This is a genomic window from Arthrobacter sp. MMS24-S77 (assembly GCF_054888235.1).
Window position 1 is genome coordinate 1,498,810 of sequence record NZ_JBTZRN010000001.1, and the last position, 15,636, is coordinate 1,514,445.

Consider the following 15,636-nt stretch of genomic DNA (forward strand, 5'->3'; position numbering starts at 1 on the left):
TCCCGGTGTCAGGCCCCGGCGAGCGGTCAGGCCCCGGCGAGCGACCCCACCTCCGAGAAGCGATTCACAGGGCGCTCCAAGCCGTAGTGTTCCCGCAGCGTGTTGCCGCTGTACTGGCTGCGGAACAGACCCCGCCGGCGCAGCACCGGCACCACGTGGTCAACAAAGGCCTCAAGGCCTGAGGGCAACACCGCGGGCATGATGTTGAAGCCGTCGGCCGCGCCGTTTTCGAACCACAGCTGGATCGCGTCGGCCACTTGCTCCGGAGTTCCCGCGAAAGTCAGGTGGCCGCGGCCGCCTCCGAGCCTGCCGATCAGTTGGCGCACCGTGAGCTTCTCGCGGCGGGCAAGCTCCACAATGAGGGTGTAGCGGCTCTTGGCGCCTTCGATCGAATCCTCGTCCGGAAGATCCGCTGGAAGTTGGCGGTCCAACGGCAGGTCCTCAGGAGCCACGCGGAGCGTCTTGGCCAGCTCGGCCCTCGCGTATTCGGGCCGGATGAGCTCGTCCAATTCGCGTTCCAGGCGCAACGCTTCGGCCTGGGTAGAACCGATCACAGGGACAATTCCGGGCAGGATCTTGATGCTCTCGGCCGCTCGGCCAAGTGCGACTGTCCGAGCCTTCAGGTCGCCGTAGAACTCCTGGGCATCTTCCAAGGTTTGCTGGGCAGTGAACACGGCCTCGGCGTACCTGGCAGCCAAACCCTTGCCGTTCTCGGAGGAGCCTGCCTGGACGATCAGGGGGTGGCCCTGGGGAGAGCGCGGCACATTGAGCGGTCCGCGGACCCGGAAGTGCTTGCCGACGTGGTCGATCGGCCGGACCTTGGCTGAATCTGCCCAGACCCCGGCCTCCTTGTCGGCAACCACGGCATCGTCCTCCCAACTGTCCCACAGCTTGGCGGCCACCTCCAGGAATTCGGCTGCACGCTCATAACGCGTGGCATGGGCGGGCTGATCGTCGATGCCGAAGTTCCGGGCGGCCTCCGGCCCGGCCGTGGTCACCACGTTCCAGCCGGCCCGTCCGCCACTGACGAAGTCCACCGAGGCGAAGCGCCTGGCCAGGTTGAAGGGATCGTTGTACGTGGTGGACGCCGTGGCGATGAGGCCGATCCTTTCGGTGGCAGCCGCAATCGCAGTGAGCAGCACGGTTGGTTCCAGCTTGCCCGCGGGACGGCGTCCGACGTCGCCGAAGATCACGGGGGAATCGGCAAAGAAGATGGAGTCAAACGTGCCGCGCTCTGCAATCTGCGCGAGGTTTTGGTAGTGCCGGATGTCGGTGCTGGCGCGCGGATTGCTCTCGGGCAGCCGCCACGAAGCCTCGTGGTGCCCGGTGCTCATGAGGAATGCGTTCAGGTGGAGTGTGCGTTGGGGGCTCATGCGGGGGTCCTTTCGTTGTGTCCTGGGCGCTAATCAACCACGCGACACCCGCCCCGCGCCAGCATCGCGAAACGTTCCCGCAACAGCAGGAAACCGGGCTTCACAGCTGGAAACCGGGCTCAATCTGGCGCCACGCGAAGCAATGTTCTGGAGCCGCCCGCGACGCTCGCTCACCTATGTGGGGGTTTCCCCCAACGCTCGCTCACTTATGTGGGGTTTTCCCCCAACGCTCGCTGACTTATATCTGAGCGTGCGTTGGGGTCAAGGGTGATAGTTCGGTCACGGAAACGGCGCTTTGGCACCCCGGCCACTGCGGACCCGACTACCATGGATCAGTGCATTCGCAGATTACCGTCCGTCCCGCCCTGCCCGAAGACTACGACGCCGTAGCTCGCATTACGATGGCCTCCTACGTGACCGCTGGCTACTATGGCAGCCCGGACCACCCGTACCTTGAGAAGCTGCGGGATGTGGCAGGCCGTGCCCGGCATGCCGACGTTTTCGTCGCCGAGCGCGACGGCCGGGTCATCGGTTCTGTCACGTCGGCCAAGGCAGGCGGCGACTTTTCGGACATTGGCCTTGAGGACGAGCTCGAAATGCGCACCTTGGTGGTTGACCCGGACGTGCAGCGCTCCGGCGCGGGACGGGCACTCGTGCAGGCAATAGTCGACCAGGCCCGGTCCACGGAAGGCATCAACGCCGTTTCCCTCACCACGGGGGCGACATGGGAGAGCGCCAACGCGCTGTACGCCAAGACCGGTTTCGAACGCGAGCCCAACCGCGATTGGTTCGTGCCCGGGACCGACATAAAGCTGTTCGTTTACCGGCAGGATGTCCGCCGGCCATAAAGTTTCCTCGTAAACCCCGGCTATCGGGCCGGGTGCGGAAACTGAGAAAGGCGCGGCATGCGCAAGACATTCGGCACGGGCTCGGTCTGGGAACAGACCCTTGGTTACTCCCGTGCGGTCCAGGTGGACAACACACTCTTCATTTCGGCCACGGCGGCGTCCGGGCCTGATGGCATAGTCGGCAACGACTTCTACTCGCAGACCAAATACATCCTCGAAAAACTGGGTGCGGTCCTGGCCGACGCCGGTTTCTCCTACGAGGACGTCGTGCAGTCGAAGCTGTACCTGACGGACATCAGCAAATGGGAAGACGCCGGCCGCGCCCACGGCGAGGTCTTCGGAGAGATCCGTCCCACGCTTTCCCTGGTCCACGTCCTTCCGTTCCTTGACCCGGAAATGCTCGTCGAGATCGAACTGGTAGCCCAGAAGAGCGCCTAGGAAGCCCAACTGACTCGCAGTAGGTGTCGTTTTGACGCCTCATAACGGCATCTACTGCCAGCTACTTGGGTGAGCAGCTACTTGGGGGAGAGCCGCGCGGGGACGCCGTAGCGATGTTCGGGGCGGCCCGTCGTGCCGTAGCGCAATTGGATTTCGACGGCGCCGTCGTCGGCCAGCGAGGACAGGTACCGTTGCGCCGTGGCGCGTGAGACACCCACACGTTCCGCCACTTCCGCCGCGGAGTATTGTTCCCCGGCGCCAAGGACTCCAACACGGACGCTTCGGTCGCCGAGCGCGGCTTTCCCGACGGCGCCACGTCGCCGGCGATGAGTGCCCGCTTGGCCCGTTCGATGGTCTCCTGGTCTACGGCGTGCTGTTGACCGAGGATCCGCCGGTAACGGGCATAGGAACGCAGCTGCTGCGACAGTGATTCGGCGGTGAACGGTTTCAGGAGATAGGCCAAGGCTCCGCGGCGCAGGGCTGTCCTGATGGACACGGCGTCGGAAGCCGCGGTGAGCATCATGGCATCCACATCGAGTTGCCCCAGGAGGTCCAGTCCCGAACCGTCCGGCAGATAGACGTCCAGCAGCAGGAGATCGGGCCGGAGACTGTGGACGGACTGCAACGCCTGAGCCGTGGATCCTACCGGAGCCAACGCCAGGAAACCGGCAACGGAATCCACATAGGCGGCATGGAGCTTGGCGACGTGGAAGTCGTCATCCACAATCAACACCCTGAAGTCTTCGCTCATTGGTGTCCTTCCTTGGGTTCGGTTGCTGCGGGTGGTTCGGCTGCTGCTGAGGGTTCCGCTCGCGGGGCGTCGTCGGGCGTGCCGGTCACCTTCGGCATCGTGGCCATGAAGACGGCGCCTGGACCGCCGGGCGAGCCCGGTTCCAGGACGCGCACATCGCCTCCGCGACGCCGCACGAGCTGCCGGACCAGGGCGAGGCCGAGCCCCTGCCCACCTGCCCTGGCGGTCCCGCCGTCGGCGGCCTCCGCCGTCGTGAATCCTTCCACGAAAACCCTTTCGGGCTCGATGCCGCCGAGGCCGTCGCCGGAGTCCGCGACGACGATGTGCAGCGTGCCGCCGTCGGGCCCCGGTTCGTCGAGCAGCTCAAGCTCCACCCAGCGTTCCGTCGAAGAGCCGGCGACGGCGGCGTTGACGGCGTTGTCGATCAGGTTGCCAAGCACCGTGGTGACATCCTGCGGCTCGGTGACGTGCTCCCGCACCAGGGTCTCCGGACCGATCCGCAAGGCCACGCCTCGCTCGTCCGCTTCCACGCTCTTCGCGCCAACGAACGCCTGCAGATAAGGATCCTGCAGGAGCTCGGCTTGCTGCACGGGAAACTTCAACGGCCCGGTGGCGGAGATCCTGGCGAGATAGTCCTTGGCCTGGCCGTGCTGGCCGATGCTCATGAAGCCGGCGATCGTATGCAGCTGGTTCGCGAATTCGTGGCGCTGGGCCCGCAGCGCGGCCGACATGGTGCCCACGGCGTCGAGCTGGCGTGTCAGCTGCTGCAGCTCGGTGCGGTCCCTGAGCATGACCACCCAGCCGAGATCCTCCTTGCGGTGCAGTGCCTTGCGGGCGTTGGCAACCAAGACCCGGCCGCCCGCAACAATTTCCACGGCTTCGGCGTCGTGCGCAGAGGGTTGAGTGAGGGCCTTGAGCTGGGCGGGGACGGCGGCCTCGGCCCAGTCGGTGCCTGTCCAATCGGTGCCCGGCAGGACATGTCCGTTGGTGTCGCCCGTTTGCGCGGGGGAGCCGGAGGGTCCCGATGCTTCCGGCATGCCCAGCAGCCGTCTCGCCGCGGCATTGAAGACAGTGATGCGGCCATCGGCGGAAATGCCGATCACGCCGTCGTCCACGCCTTGAAGCACGGCCACCTGGTCATGTACGAGGGTGCTGATTTCTTCGGGTTCGAGGCCCAGCGTCAGGCGTTGCAGGCGGCGGCGCAGGAGGAAGGACGCCAAGACGCCGGCAATCAAGGAGCCCGCCGCGGTCAGGGCAATCGGGACGATGTCCTCGGCAAGGCTTTGGCCGAGCGACTCCATGGAATAGCCCACACTGACTTCGCCAACCACCGTCGCCACGGAACCCGGAGCGAAAACCGGGACCTTGGCGCCCGCGGATGGTCCCAGAGTGCCCGTGTTCCGGGTGGTGACTTCCTTCCCGGACAAGGCATCCGATGGATCCGTGCTGACCCGTTCGCCGAGCCGGACGAGATCCGGGTGAGCCAGCCGCAAACCGGTCTCGTCCGTGACCACCACGAACAAGGCACCAGTGCGGTTTCTGGCAGCCTCGGCAACTGCTTGGATGGGTCCGGCCGCGAGCACCGCAGGAGGCGGGGTTCCCGGCTCGTTGCTGATGGCTTGGACCTGGGATCGGATCACGGGATCCGAGGCCACGGTGCGCGCCAAGGTCAGCGCCTGGTTCTCCGCTTCCGTGCCGATCCGCCCGTAGACGAGCCACGCATGGACGGTGCCGCTGAGCAGCACCACCAAGAGGACGACGCCGAGCTGCAGGAGCAGTGTCTGCGTCGAGAACCGCAGGGCAAGCCTGGGCATGCTGCCTCCTTCCGGCGGGGATTGGCCGGCTGGAGCGGGGCAGCAGCGGCGCTGTACTTCTACGTCTACCTCTCCATTGAAGCACTGAGCACAATGAGCAAAATGCTCTCAATCAGCAGTATGTCCATCAAATCCCACAAACGCCTTGCTGTGAGCGTCGCCACTATAGGTTCTGTATCGCGCATCACATCGACGTGATGCCGTTCACTGTAGTAAGGAGCCGGCTGTGCTGGTATTGCTTGGATTCGCAATGATTGCGGTGTTCATGGTCCTGATCATGACAAAGAAGTTGACGCCCGTTCTGGCGCTGATCATCGTTCCCACCATCTTCGGTTTGTTTGCCGGCGCAGGCCTTGGCATCGGGCCAATGGTCATGGATTCGATGAAGTCCATGACGTCTACGGCCGCACTCCTGATGTTCGCGATCGTGTACTTCGGACTCATGATCGACGTCGGACTGTTCGACCCACTGGTCAAGTTCATTCTCCGCAAGCTGGGCAACGACCCCGCCAAAGTGGTTCTGGGCACCGCCATCCTCGCGGCCGCTGTTTCGCTCGACGGCGACGGCTCCACCACCTTCATCCTCACCACTGCGGCGATGCTGCCCGTCTACCTCCGTTTGAAGATGAGCCCCGTGGTCCTGACCTGTGTTGCCGGTCTTGCCAATGGCACCATGAACATCCTGCCGTGGGGTGGCCCCACAGCCCGCGCGGCCACTGCCCTCAAGATCGATGTCAACGACGTTTTTGTTCCGATGGTTCCGTCCCTCATCGTGGGCCTCGTCGTCGTCTTCGTGTTCTCCTGGCTCCTGGGCCTGCAGGAACGCAATCGCCTCCGCGCCACGGCCCCCGAGATCTGGGGCGACGTCGCCGACGCAGGTGACGTGTCCGACGGCGGCACGCGCCGCGGCGGTACCGGCACCGGCTCCTCGGGCCGTGGTTCCAACACGGCCCCCACCGCAGCTAACCCTGGCACCGGCGGAGGCGCCGCCGTCGGACTCCTGGAAAGCACCGAAACCCTCGTGGAGCTCGCCGACACCGGTTTGACCGCCACCGCACTCGATCCCAACCGCAAGACCCTGCGCCCGAAGCTCTTCTGGTTCAACCTCGGCCTCACCGTCGCTGTCATGGTCATGCTGGTGGCCAACCTTGTGCCGCTGCCTTACGTCTTCATGGTGGGTTCCGCCATTGCGCTGCTGGTGAACTTCCCCAAGGTCAAGGAACAAGGCGCGCAGCTGGTGGCCCACGCACCGTCCATCGTGGCCGTCGTCAGTATGGTCATGGCCGCAGCTGTTCTCACGGGTGTCCTCAACGGCACCGGCATGGTCAAGGAAATGTCCGCGTGGCTGGTCCACATCATCCCCGCCGAGATGGGTCCGTTCATGGCCGTCATCACCGGCCTGCTCAGCATCCCGATGACGTTCTTCATGAGCAACGACGCCTTCTACTTCGGTGTCCTCCCGGTCCTGAGCGAGACCGCCGCGCACTACGGCATCAGCGGCGCAGAAATGGCCCGCGCCTCCATCACCGGCCAGCCCTTCCACCTGCAGAGCCCCCTGGTCCCCGCGATCCTGCTGCTGGTGTCCTTGGCCAAGGTAGAACTCGGCGACCACCACAAGAAGGTCCTGTGGCGCACAGCAGTCATCTCGATCGTCATGCTCGCAGTAGGCATGCTGACGGGAGCCATCGGCATCGGGTAGCCCTACTAACTAAACAAACGAGACAGCAGAGTGCGAATGGTTCCTCGCTCTGCTGTCTCGCTTTGTTGTGGGGTAACTGAGACGCGGAACAGGTATCCGGAAGCGTGCGTCTAAGCGAGGAACGAGCGAGCACGCGGAGGATGCGTGTTTTGCGTCGCCCGGGGGCAGGCGCAACCAACGTAGACTAGTCCGGAAAACCATTTGAACTTTGCAGGGGAGATCCATGGCTGCGATCAACCGTGACGACGTCGCGCATCTTGCGCGTCTGGCTCACATTGAAATGAGTGCCGAAGAGCTGGACAGGATGGCCGGCGAGCTCGCCGTCATCGTGGATTCGGTGAAGTCCGTCAGCGAAGCGGCCGGGGACGATGTCCCGGCTACGTCCCACCCGATTCCGTTGAGCAACGTGTTCCGCGAGGACGTCGTGGGCCACACGTTTACGGCTGAGCAGGCGTTGTCCGGGGCTCCGGATTCCTTCGAGGGCCGCTTCAAGGTTCCGGCAATCCTGGATGAGGACTAAGCGAATGACTGAATTGAACAACTCCGAACTCATCCGCCTGTCCGCGGCACAACTTGCCACCAAGCTCGCCGCGCGTGAGGTCACGTCCGTCGAAGTCACCCAGGCGTACCTGGATCGCATCGCGGACGTTGATGGGCAAGTCAATGCGTTCCTGCACGTCAACGCTGAAGAGGCGCTCGCTGTCGCCGCCGAAGTGGACGCGATCCGCGCCGCTGGCGGTGCTGAAGCCGAAGCGTTGCACGAACTCGCCGGGGTACCCATTGCCGTCAAGGACCTCATCGTGACGATCGGGCAGCCCACCACTGCCGGTTCGAAGATCCTCGAGGGCTGGCACAGCCCCTACGACGCTACCGTCATCAAAAAGCTGCGCGCGGCGAAGATGCCCATCCTGGGCAAGACCAACCTGGACGAATTCGCCATGGGTTCCTCCACGGAACACTCGGCCTACGGCCCTACCCGCAACCCATGGGACCTGGACCGCATTCCGGGTGGTTCGGGCGGTGGCTCCGCGGCCGCCGTCGCAGCTTTCGAAGCTCCGCTGGCCCTCGGCACTGACACCGGCGGATCCATCCGCCAGCCCGGCGCCGTCACCGGCACGGTTGGCATGAAGCCCACCTACGGAGCTGTTTCCCGCTACGGCGCCATCGCCATGGCGTCGTCGCTGGACCAGATCGGTCCGGTTTCGAGGACCGTGCTGGACTCGGCCTTGCTGCAGGAAGTCATCGGCGGCCACGACCCCTTCGACTCGACCTCCCTGACGGACCCCTTCGACACCCTTGTCGCAGCAGCCAAGACGGGCAACGTCACGGGCATGAAGATCGGCATCATCAAGGAACTCCACGGCGAGGGCTACCAGGCCGGCGTCGAGACCCGTTTCAACGAGTCCCTTGAGCTGCTCAAGGAGGCCGGCGCGGAAATCGTCGAGGTTTCCTGCCCCAACTTCAAGTACGCGCTGGGCGCCTACTACCTGATCATGCCCTCCGAGGTATCCAGCAACCTGGCCAAGTTCGACGGCGTCCGCTACGGCTTGCGCGTCCTGCCCGAGGACGGCCCCATGACGATTGAACGCGTCATGGCCGCTACCCGCGCCGCCGGTTTCGGTGACGAGGTCAAGCGCCGCATCATCTTGGGCACCTACGCCCTGAGCGCCGGCTACTACGACGCCTACTACGGTTCGGCCCAGAAGGTCCGCACGCTCATCCAGCGTGACTTCGACGCCGCGTTCGCGCAGGCCGACGTCCTGATTTCGCCCACCGCTCCCACCACGGCCTTCAAGCTGGGGGAGAAGCTCGACGATCCGCTGGCCATGTACCTCAACGACGTCGCCACTATCCCGGCAAACATGGCAGGCATTCCCGGCTTGTCGCTCCCGGGCGGCCTGGCCGACGAAGATGGACTGCCCGTAGGCATCCAGCTGTTGGCACCTGCCCGCGAGGACGCCCGCCTGTACCGCGTGGGTGCCGTCCTTGAGTCCTTGCTCGAAGAGAAGTGGGGTGGCCCGCTGCTGGCGAAGGCACCCGTTCTCGGTTCCAGTTCCACCATCGCCGGAGGTTCCAACTGATGTCTACCGACGCCATCCTCAGCTTCGAAGAGGCCATGGAGAAGTACGATCCCGTCCTTGGCTTCGAGGTCCACGTGGAGCTCAACACCAAGACCAAGATGTTCTCCTCCGCACCCAACGTCTTCGGCGACGAGCCGAACACCAACGTCAACGAGGTTGACCTTGGCATGCCCGGGGTCCTGCCTGTGGTGAACAAGACGGCAGTGGAGTCCTCCATCAAGATCGGCCTTGCCCTGAACTGCAAGATTGCCGAGTCCTGCCGCTTTGCCCGGAAGAACTACTTCTACCCGGACACTCCCAAGAACTTCCAGACGTCCCAGTACGACGAGCCCATCGCCTACGACGGCTACCTGGACATCGAACTCTCGGACGGCACGGTTTTCCGCGTCGAGATCGAGCGCGCACACATGGAAGAGGACGCCGGCAAGCTCACTCACATGGGTGGTGCCACGGGCCGTATCCAGGGTGCCGACTACTCGCTGGTGGACTACAACCGTTCCGGTGTTCCGCTCGTGGAAATCGTCACCAAGCCGATCGAGGGTGCCGGCAGCCGCGCACCTGAGCTCGCCAAGGCGTACGTGGCCGCTGTCCGCGAGATCGTCAAGAACCTCGGGGTTTCCGACGCCAAGATGGAACGCGGCAACGTCCGTTGCGACGCGAACGTTTCGCTGCGCCCGCATGGCCGCGAACGCTTCGGGATCCGTTCGGAGACGAAGAACGTGAACTCGCTGCGCGCCGTCGAGCACGCCGTCCGTTACGAAATCCAGCGCCACGCCGCCGTCCTGGACTCCGGTGAGCCGGTCATCCAGGAAACGCGCCACTGGCACGAGGACACGCGCACGACGACGTCGGGCCGGGCAAAGTCCGACGCCGACGACTACCGCTACTTCCCGGAGCCGGACCTCGTTCCGGTCCTCGCGTCCCGCGAATGGGTCGAAGAACTGCGCGCCACGTTGCCCGAGCCGCCCGCGGCCCGCCGCAAGCGGCTCCAGGCTGATTGGGGCTATTCGGACCTGGAGTTCCGTGACGTAGTGAACGCCGGTGTGATGGACTCCATTGAGGAGACCATTGCTGCCGGCGCCAACGCGTCCGTTGCCCGCAAGTGGTGGATGGGCGAGATCGTCGGGCGTGCCAAGACGGCCGACGTCGATCCCTCCGAGCTCGGCGTCACCCCGGAGACCATCGTGGAGCTCAACAAGCTCGTCGAGGGCGGCAAGATCAACAACAAGATGGCTTCCCAGGTGCTGGACGGCGTCCTCGCCGGCGAGGGCACCCCGGCCGAGATCGTCGAGAAGCGCGGCCTCGCCGTCGTGTCGGACGACGGCCCCTTGCTGGAAGCGATCGACGCCGCACTGGCGGCCCAGCCGGACGTCGCGGAGAAGATCCGCGGCGGCAAGCTTCAGGCCATTGGTGCGATCGTTGGCGGTGTCATGAAGGCTACCCGTGGGCAGGCCGACGCCGCACGTGTGCGCGAGCTGATCCTGGAGAGGCTCGGCGTCGAAGGCTGACAGCCCGACCCGCCACCCGCGCCTCACCCAACTAGTCCCCACCGCCACCCTCGCCTCGCAAGTCCCCACCGGCTCCCAGCCTTCGCAAGCTCAGGCCGGGGCCCTCGCCGGTGTGGCCCCACGGCCAGGGAACCCTGGCGGCGTGGGCCCCCGCAGTTGTTGTCGTTCTGAGCCGTCAAAACGACAACAACTGCGAGTTAGTTGTGTCTGGATCCACAGCAGGTACACAGCTTTAAGGCACATTATGGAGTCATCAGTTCTTTGCTGCCCGCCCCTTGCCGGTTCGGGGAGGAGCGGAGGAAGGATTCGGCCATGCCCACTATGACTCCGGGCCTGCGTAAGGCCCTCATCGCCGGCGGCATCGCCGTCGTCTTGAGCGGCGGTGGTGTGGCCGCAGTCTGGGCTGCCGGCCAGATCATCCCTTCGTACGTGGTGAGCGCGACGCCTACGAGCTCGGCGTCACCCGGAACAACATCACCCGCCACCCCGTCACCCGGCAATGCCAAGCATTTTCCCGTACTTCCGCGCGGCTTCGCCGGCCCGGGAATCCACGGTGAGTTCACTGTCAAGAACAAGGACGGCACGTTCACGACCATGGTGACGCAGCGTGGCACCGTGCAGTCGGTCAGCGATTCGAACATTTCCGTGAAGAGCGATGACGGCTTCACGCAGAGCTATGCGATCACGTCGTCAACCACCATCGTCAAGATCGCTGCTACCGGAACGGGTGTGCAAGGCCGGAAGCCAGCGACTCAGACCATCAAGGCCACTGACCTCAAGGCGGGCGACACCGTCGCGGTCTCCGGTACGAAGAGCGGCACCGCGGTCACGGCAACCCGAATCATTTCCGGTACCCTGCCGGCAGTGCCCAATGGCAGCGGACGGCGGCTGGGCTACGGAGGCAGCGTCTAGGAAGCGGCCGCCGCGAGCCGGTCCCGCACGGGCTGGAGCATCATGGTGACAGGCGCCCACGGCACCAGTTCGCCGTCGCGCACGAAGCCCTTCCGCCAGGCCCTCAAGCGTCTTCACGATGCGTCCCCGCCAAAGCAGCAGCAACTGTTCCACGACGACGGCGCGGGCAGAGTCCCGCTGGGATGCTCGCGCTTGGTTCTGTCGCGCATGCGACGCTGTCGCAATGCCCGTGCCCGGTGACGAAATCTGATCTTCTGGTCAAGTTTCAATCATGATCTTGCAAAAAGAGATGGGCGTCACTTATGGTTTGTTAAACGGTTAACGAGCGTGGCCGACATCACATGGCCCATTCGAAACGTTGCCCGGTTCCGAGCGAACCCACCACGCGCCACCAAAACACGAGGAGAACGCATGAACTCGACGACGGAAGAAGCCCCGGCGCTGCCGGATGCAGACCGCGTCCCGGCCCATGCCGAAGGGAAGCGGCTGAGCAGAGGCAGGCTGAAACGGAGCAAGCCTCCCGTTCCGGTGGCACAGTCTGTCAGGTCCCGCCTGCGCCGCGACAAGCAGATGCTTCTGATGATGCTCCCGGGCATCGCGTTCCTGCTTTTGTTCTTCTACGTTCCCATCCTGGGCAATGTGATCGCGTTCCAGGACTACCAGCCCTACCTCGGGATCGGAGACAGCCTCTGGGTAGGTTGGCAGAACTTCGTGGATCTGTTCGGCAACCCGGACTTCGTCCACGCCTTCTGGAACACGCTCTACCTGGCCGCCTGGCAACTGGTCTTCTTGTTCCCGGTGCCCCTGGTGTTGGCGTTGATCGTGGACTCACTGGTGAGTGCCCGGGTGCGGAAGGTGTTCCAGAGCATCGCGTACCTGCCGCACTTCCTGTCCTGGGTGCTGGTCATCGCTTTCTTCCAGCAGATGCTCGGCGGCGCGGGGTTCGTGAACAACACCTTGCGGCAGTTCGGCATGGAAGCTGTGCCATTCATGACGAACCCCGAGTCTTTCCCCGTTCTGGTGGTCGCCCAGATGATCTGGAAGGACGCCGGCTGGGCCATGATCATCTTCCTGGCCGCTCTCGCCAGCATCGATGCCTCGCTGTATGAGGCAGCAGCGGCCGACGGCGCGGGCCGCTGGCGTCGCATGTGGCACATCACGCTCCCCGGGCTCCGTCCTGTCATCGTCCTGCTTCTCATCCTCCGGATCGGCGACATCCTCTCGGTGGGCTTTGAGCAGTTCATCCTGCAGCGCGACGCAGTCGGGGCCGGAGCCGCGGAAGTCCTGGACACCTTCACGTATTACACCGGCGTCATCGGCGGCGGATGGAGTTCCGGCGCCGCCGCCGGACTCGCCAAAGGAGTGGTCAGCGCCCTGCTGATCTATGCAGCCAACAAACTTGCCCACCGCTTCGGCGAAGACGGAATTTTTGCGAAGAAGGTCGGCTAGCCCCCGGCTAGCCCGGATTTCGCACGAGGAGAACACTATGGCAACCACACTGACCGCCAGAAAGCCCCTTGCCGCCCGCAAGGTCAAGGAACTGAGCTACAACCCCAAGCGGCCTGTCTGGAAAGAGCGGCCCTCGCCCCTCTACCAAACCATCAAGGCGCTGGTCCTGATTGTTTTCAGCGTCTCGATCCTGACGCCCATCCTGCTGGTCGTGTCCACCTCCTTGGCGGACAACGATCAGCTCATGCGTGCCGGTGGATTCGTCCTGTGGCCCGAGCGGCCAACCCTGGACGCCTACGTCACCATCTTCAAGGGCCCCATGGTCATCCAGTCACTCGGGGTGTCCCTGTTTGTCACCGCGATCGGCACCGTCTTGGCGCTCTTCGTTACCATCACCATGGCCTATGCCACCAGCCGTACTGTGCTGTTTGGCCGGCCGGTGATCCTCGCGGTGCTGTTCACGCTTCTTTTTGCCCCCGGGCTCATCCCATCGTTCCTGATGATCCGCCAGCTGAACCTCTTGGACTCCTTGTGGTCCCTGATCCTGCCCGGCATCTTCGGTGCCTTCAACTTCGTGGTCATGAGGTCCTTCTTCATGAACATCCCCGGTGAACTGATCGAGAGTGCACGGATCGACGGCGCCACCGACTGGCAAATCCTGTGGCGCATCGTGATGCCGCTATCCAAAGCCGTGATCGCCGTCGTCGGGCTGTTCTATGCGGTGGGATTCTGGAACTCATTCTTCAACGCGCTGCTCTACATCAACGATCACAGCAAGTGGCCCATCCAATTGCTCCTGCGCAACTTCGTCGTGCAGGGCAGCGGCGCCGCGGACCAGCTGGGAATCACCACCGCGCCGCCACCGCAATCCATCCAGATGGCCGTAGTGGTGGTGGCGCTGGTCCCCATCCTCATGGTCTACCCGTTCCTGCAGAAGCACTTCGCCAAGGGCGTCATTACCGGCGCGGTCAAGGGCTAGCCCCGCCCGCCGAGCCCCGCCCGCCGAGCCCCGCCCGCCGAGCCCCAAGCCACCACGAACCAAACCATCGCACACTGCACCACCCACACCACCTCAGAAAGGGTTCTGCCATGACCAGTACCATCCCAGGCACTTCCGGCGTCAGCCGGCGCGGATTCCTCGGCCTCGCCGGGTTGACTGTCGCTACCGTTGGGCTCGCCGCTTGTGGCGGAGGAGCCGGCGGCGCCGGAAACGGGGGCGCCGCTGCCTCCGCTTCCGTCAAACTGCCGACGTACAAGGAGTTCACCGGCCTTACCCCGGACCTCCCCGGCAACGCCAAGGGCTTGCAGTCCGCCTACTTCAAGCTCCCCACACCCGTTCAATCCGTCACCTCCGCTCCGCTCAAGGGCAAGGTCACCGGCCTGACCGAGACTTTCGACACGATGAGCCCGGGCATGAAGGACAACGCCTTCTGGCAGCGCCTCAATGCCAAGCTCGGCGGAGACCTCGAGCTGCAGATCGCCGAGGACATCGGTGATGGCTATCCCGCCAAGTTCGCCACCGTCCTGGCAAGCAACGATCTCCCGGACATGATGTGGGTTCCGCCGAACCAGGGCATCCCCAATGTCGGTCCCATGCTCGAAGCAAAGTTCCAGGACCTCACCAAGTACCTCTCCGGCGATGCGGTTCTTGAGTACCCCAACCTCGCGGCGCTCAAGCCCGATTCCTGGAAGACCGCCGTCGTGAACGGAAAGATCTGGGGCGCTCCGATCCCGAGCACTCCCTTCGGCCAGGTCTACCTCGGCAACCACGCGACGTGGGACAAAGTGGGTGGGTTCAGTGCCAGCAATGCCGAGGAGTTCCTCGTGAAGGCCAAGGAAATCACGCGTCCGGGGGAGCAACGCTACGCCCTTGAACCGGCGTACATCAATGCCCTGCACATGGTCACCGAGTGGTTCGGCGCACCGAACGGTTGGGCGGTGGGCAAGGACCGGACCCTGAAGCACCTGTATGAAACGGATGCCTACGCGGCCGGCGTCGAATTCACGGCGAAGATGTTTGCCGCTGGAGTCTTCTACCCGGACACCAAAGCCACGGACATCCGCAACCGGGTGGTCAACGGCACAGTCGGCGCACAGGTCATCGTTGGGCCGCATGGCATGCGCCAGTACCGGGCCCTGAGTGAAACGGCGAAGTTCGACATCCTGGTGCCGTTCAGCGCCGACGGAAAAGCCAAGCCGACATATGACATGGGCTACGGCACGGTCGGATTCACGCCGTTCAAGAAGGCAGACGAAAGCAAGATCCGCGAACTGCTGGCCCTGATCAACTACTTGTCCGCCCCGTTCGGCACTGTCGAGTACATGCAGAAGAACTACGGTGAGCTGGGCAAGGACTACACCCTGGACCAGAAGGGCAGCCCGCAGATGACCGAGTCCGGAAATACCAATATCCCAGGTCTTGCCTCGGCCTTGAACATCATGTCCAGCCCCGAGAACGTCATCTTCAACCCGGGCTTCGACGAGGACACAAAATACATCATCGAGCAGGAACAGAAACTCCTGGACCTGGCGTGGCGTAATCCGACCAACGGCACCTACTCGGACACCAACTCCAAAGTCGGGGCGAAAATCCAGGCGCCATTCCGGGACAAGGTGGTGGACATCATCACCGGACGCGCCAAGATGGACGAATTGAAGGACGCGCTGAAGCGCTGGAAGTCCGACGGCGGCGACAAAATCCGTGACGAGTACCAGGCGGCATTGCCGTCCGACGTCCCCGTCTTCGGCGCCTGACGGGGCCAG

12 protein-coding genes and 1 pseudogene are annotated in these 15,636 nt (G+C 64.1%); 10 read left to right on the forward strand and 3 right to left on the reverse strand.

What is annotated here, in order from left to right:
* Window positions 1-26: 26 nt before the first annotated feature.
* Window positions 27-1,373: an LLM class flavin-dependent oxidoreductase gene (locus ACX5I4_RS06805; protein ID WP_461836010.1), complete on the reverse strand. Its 1,347-nt coding sequence runs from the start codon at window positions 1,371-1,373 to the stop codon at window positions 27-29.
* Window positions 1,374-1,708: 335 nt separating this feature from the next.
* Between ACX5I4_RS06805 and ACX5I4_RS06810 the strand changes: the two genes are divergently transcribed.
* Together ACX5I4_RS06810 and ACX5I4_RS06815 are read left to right on the forward strand one after the other, a co-directional pair.
* Entirely contained in the window at window positions 1,709-2,221 is a 513-nt protein-coding gene (locus ACX5I4_RS06810; protein WP_461836011.1) for a GNAT family N-acetyltransferase, read from the forward strand.
* Window positions 2,222-2,278: 57 nt separating this feature from the next.
* Window positions 2,279-2,659 carry a RidA family protein gene (locus ACX5I4_RS06815; protein WP_461836012.1) on the forward strand — a complete coding sequence of 127 codons (381 nt, stop codon included), beginning with the start codon at window positions 2,279-2,281 and terminating at the stop codon, window positions 2,657-2,659.
* Window positions 2,660-2,736: 77 nt separating this feature from the next.
* On the opposite strand, the pseudogene ACX5I4_RS06820 reads toward ACX5I4_RS06815, so the two are convergent.
* Window positions 2,737-3,410, reverse strand: a pseudogene (locus ACX5I4_RS06820) (response regulator).
* Window positions 3,407-5,224 carry a sensor histidine kinase gene (locus ACX5I4_RS06825; RefSeq protein ID WP_461836013.1) on the reverse strand — a complete coding sequence of 606 codons (1,818 nt, stop codon included), beginning with the start codon at window positions 5,222-5,224 and terminating at the stop codon, window positions 3,407-3,409. The pseudogene ACX5I4_RS06820 and the gene ACX5I4_RS06825 overlap by 4 nt, the downstream one beginning before the upstream one ends.
* Window positions 5,225-5,450: 226 nt before the next feature.
* Here ACX5I4_RS06825 and ACX5I4_RS06830 point away from each other — a divergent pair, with 226 nt between their 5' ends.
* From ACX5I4_RS06830 to ACX5I4_RS06865, 8 genes are all read left to right on the forward strand, one after another.
* Window positions 5,451-6,923 (forward strand): CitMHS family transporter, encoded by a 1,473-nt coding sequence (locus ACX5I4_RS06830; RefSeq protein WP_461836014.1) that lies wholly within the window; start codon window positions 5,451-5,453, stop codon window positions 6,921-6,923.
* Between the two features lie 223 nt (window positions 6,924-7,146).
* Window positions 7,147-7,443 carry an Asp-tRNA(Asn)/Glu-tRNA(Gln) amidotransferase subunit GatC gene (gatC, locus tag ACX5I4_RS06835; RefSeq protein ID WP_078105822.1) on the forward strand — a complete coding sequence of 99 codons (297 nt, stop codon included), beginning with the start codon at window positions 7,147-7,149 and terminating at the stop codon, window positions 7,441-7,443.
* Between the two features lie 4 nt (window positions 7,444-7,447).
* On the forward strand, window positions 7,448-9,004 hold the full coding sequence (gene gatA / locus ACX5I4_RS06840; RefSeq protein ID WP_461836015.1) for an Asp-tRNA(Asn)/Glu-tRNA(Gln) amidotransferase subunit GatA: 1,557 nt from the start codon (window positions 7,448-7,450) through the stop codon (window positions 9,002-9,004).
* The gene (gene gatB / locus ACX5I4_RS06845; RefSeq protein ID WP_461836016.1) at window positions 9,004-10,512 is read left to right on the forward strand and encodes an Asp-tRNA(Asn)/Glu-tRNA(Gln) amidotransferase subunit GatB; all 1,509 of its coding nucleotides are present in this window, start codon (window positions 9,004-9,006) and stop codon (window positions 10,510-10,512) included. The genes gatA and gatB overlap by 1 nt, the downstream gene beginning before the upstream one ends.
* A gap of 312 nt (window positions 10,513-10,824) precedes the next feature.
* Window positions 10,825-11,424: a DUF5666 domain-containing protein gene (locus ACX5I4_RS06850; protein ID WP_461836017.1), complete on the forward strand. Its 600-nt coding sequence runs from the start codon at window positions 10,825-10,827 to the stop codon at window positions 11,422-11,424.
* Between the two features lie 411 nt (window positions 11,425-11,835).
* Window positions 11,836-12,873 (forward strand): ABC transporter permease, encoded by a 1,038-nt coding sequence (locus ACX5I4_RS06855; RefSeq protein ID WP_461836018.1) that lies wholly within the window; start codon window positions 11,836-11,838, stop codon window positions 12,871-12,873.
* A 37-nt stretch (window positions 12,874-12,910) separates the two neighbouring features.
* Window positions 12,911-13,852: a carbohydrate ABC transporter permease gene (locus tag ACX5I4_RS06860; protein WP_461836019.1), complete on the forward strand. Its 942-nt coding sequence runs from the start codon at window positions 12,911-12,913 to the stop codon at window positions 13,850-13,852.
* 110 nt (window positions 13,853-13,962) lie between these two features.
* Window positions 13,963-15,627, forward strand: coding sequence for a type 2 periplasmic-binding domain-containing protein (locus ACX5I4_RS06865; RefSeq protein ID WP_461836020.1), 1,665 nt, complete (start codon window positions 13,963-13,965; stop codon window positions 15,625-15,627).
* The last annotated feature ends 9 nt before the right edge of the window (window positions 15,628-15,636 follow it).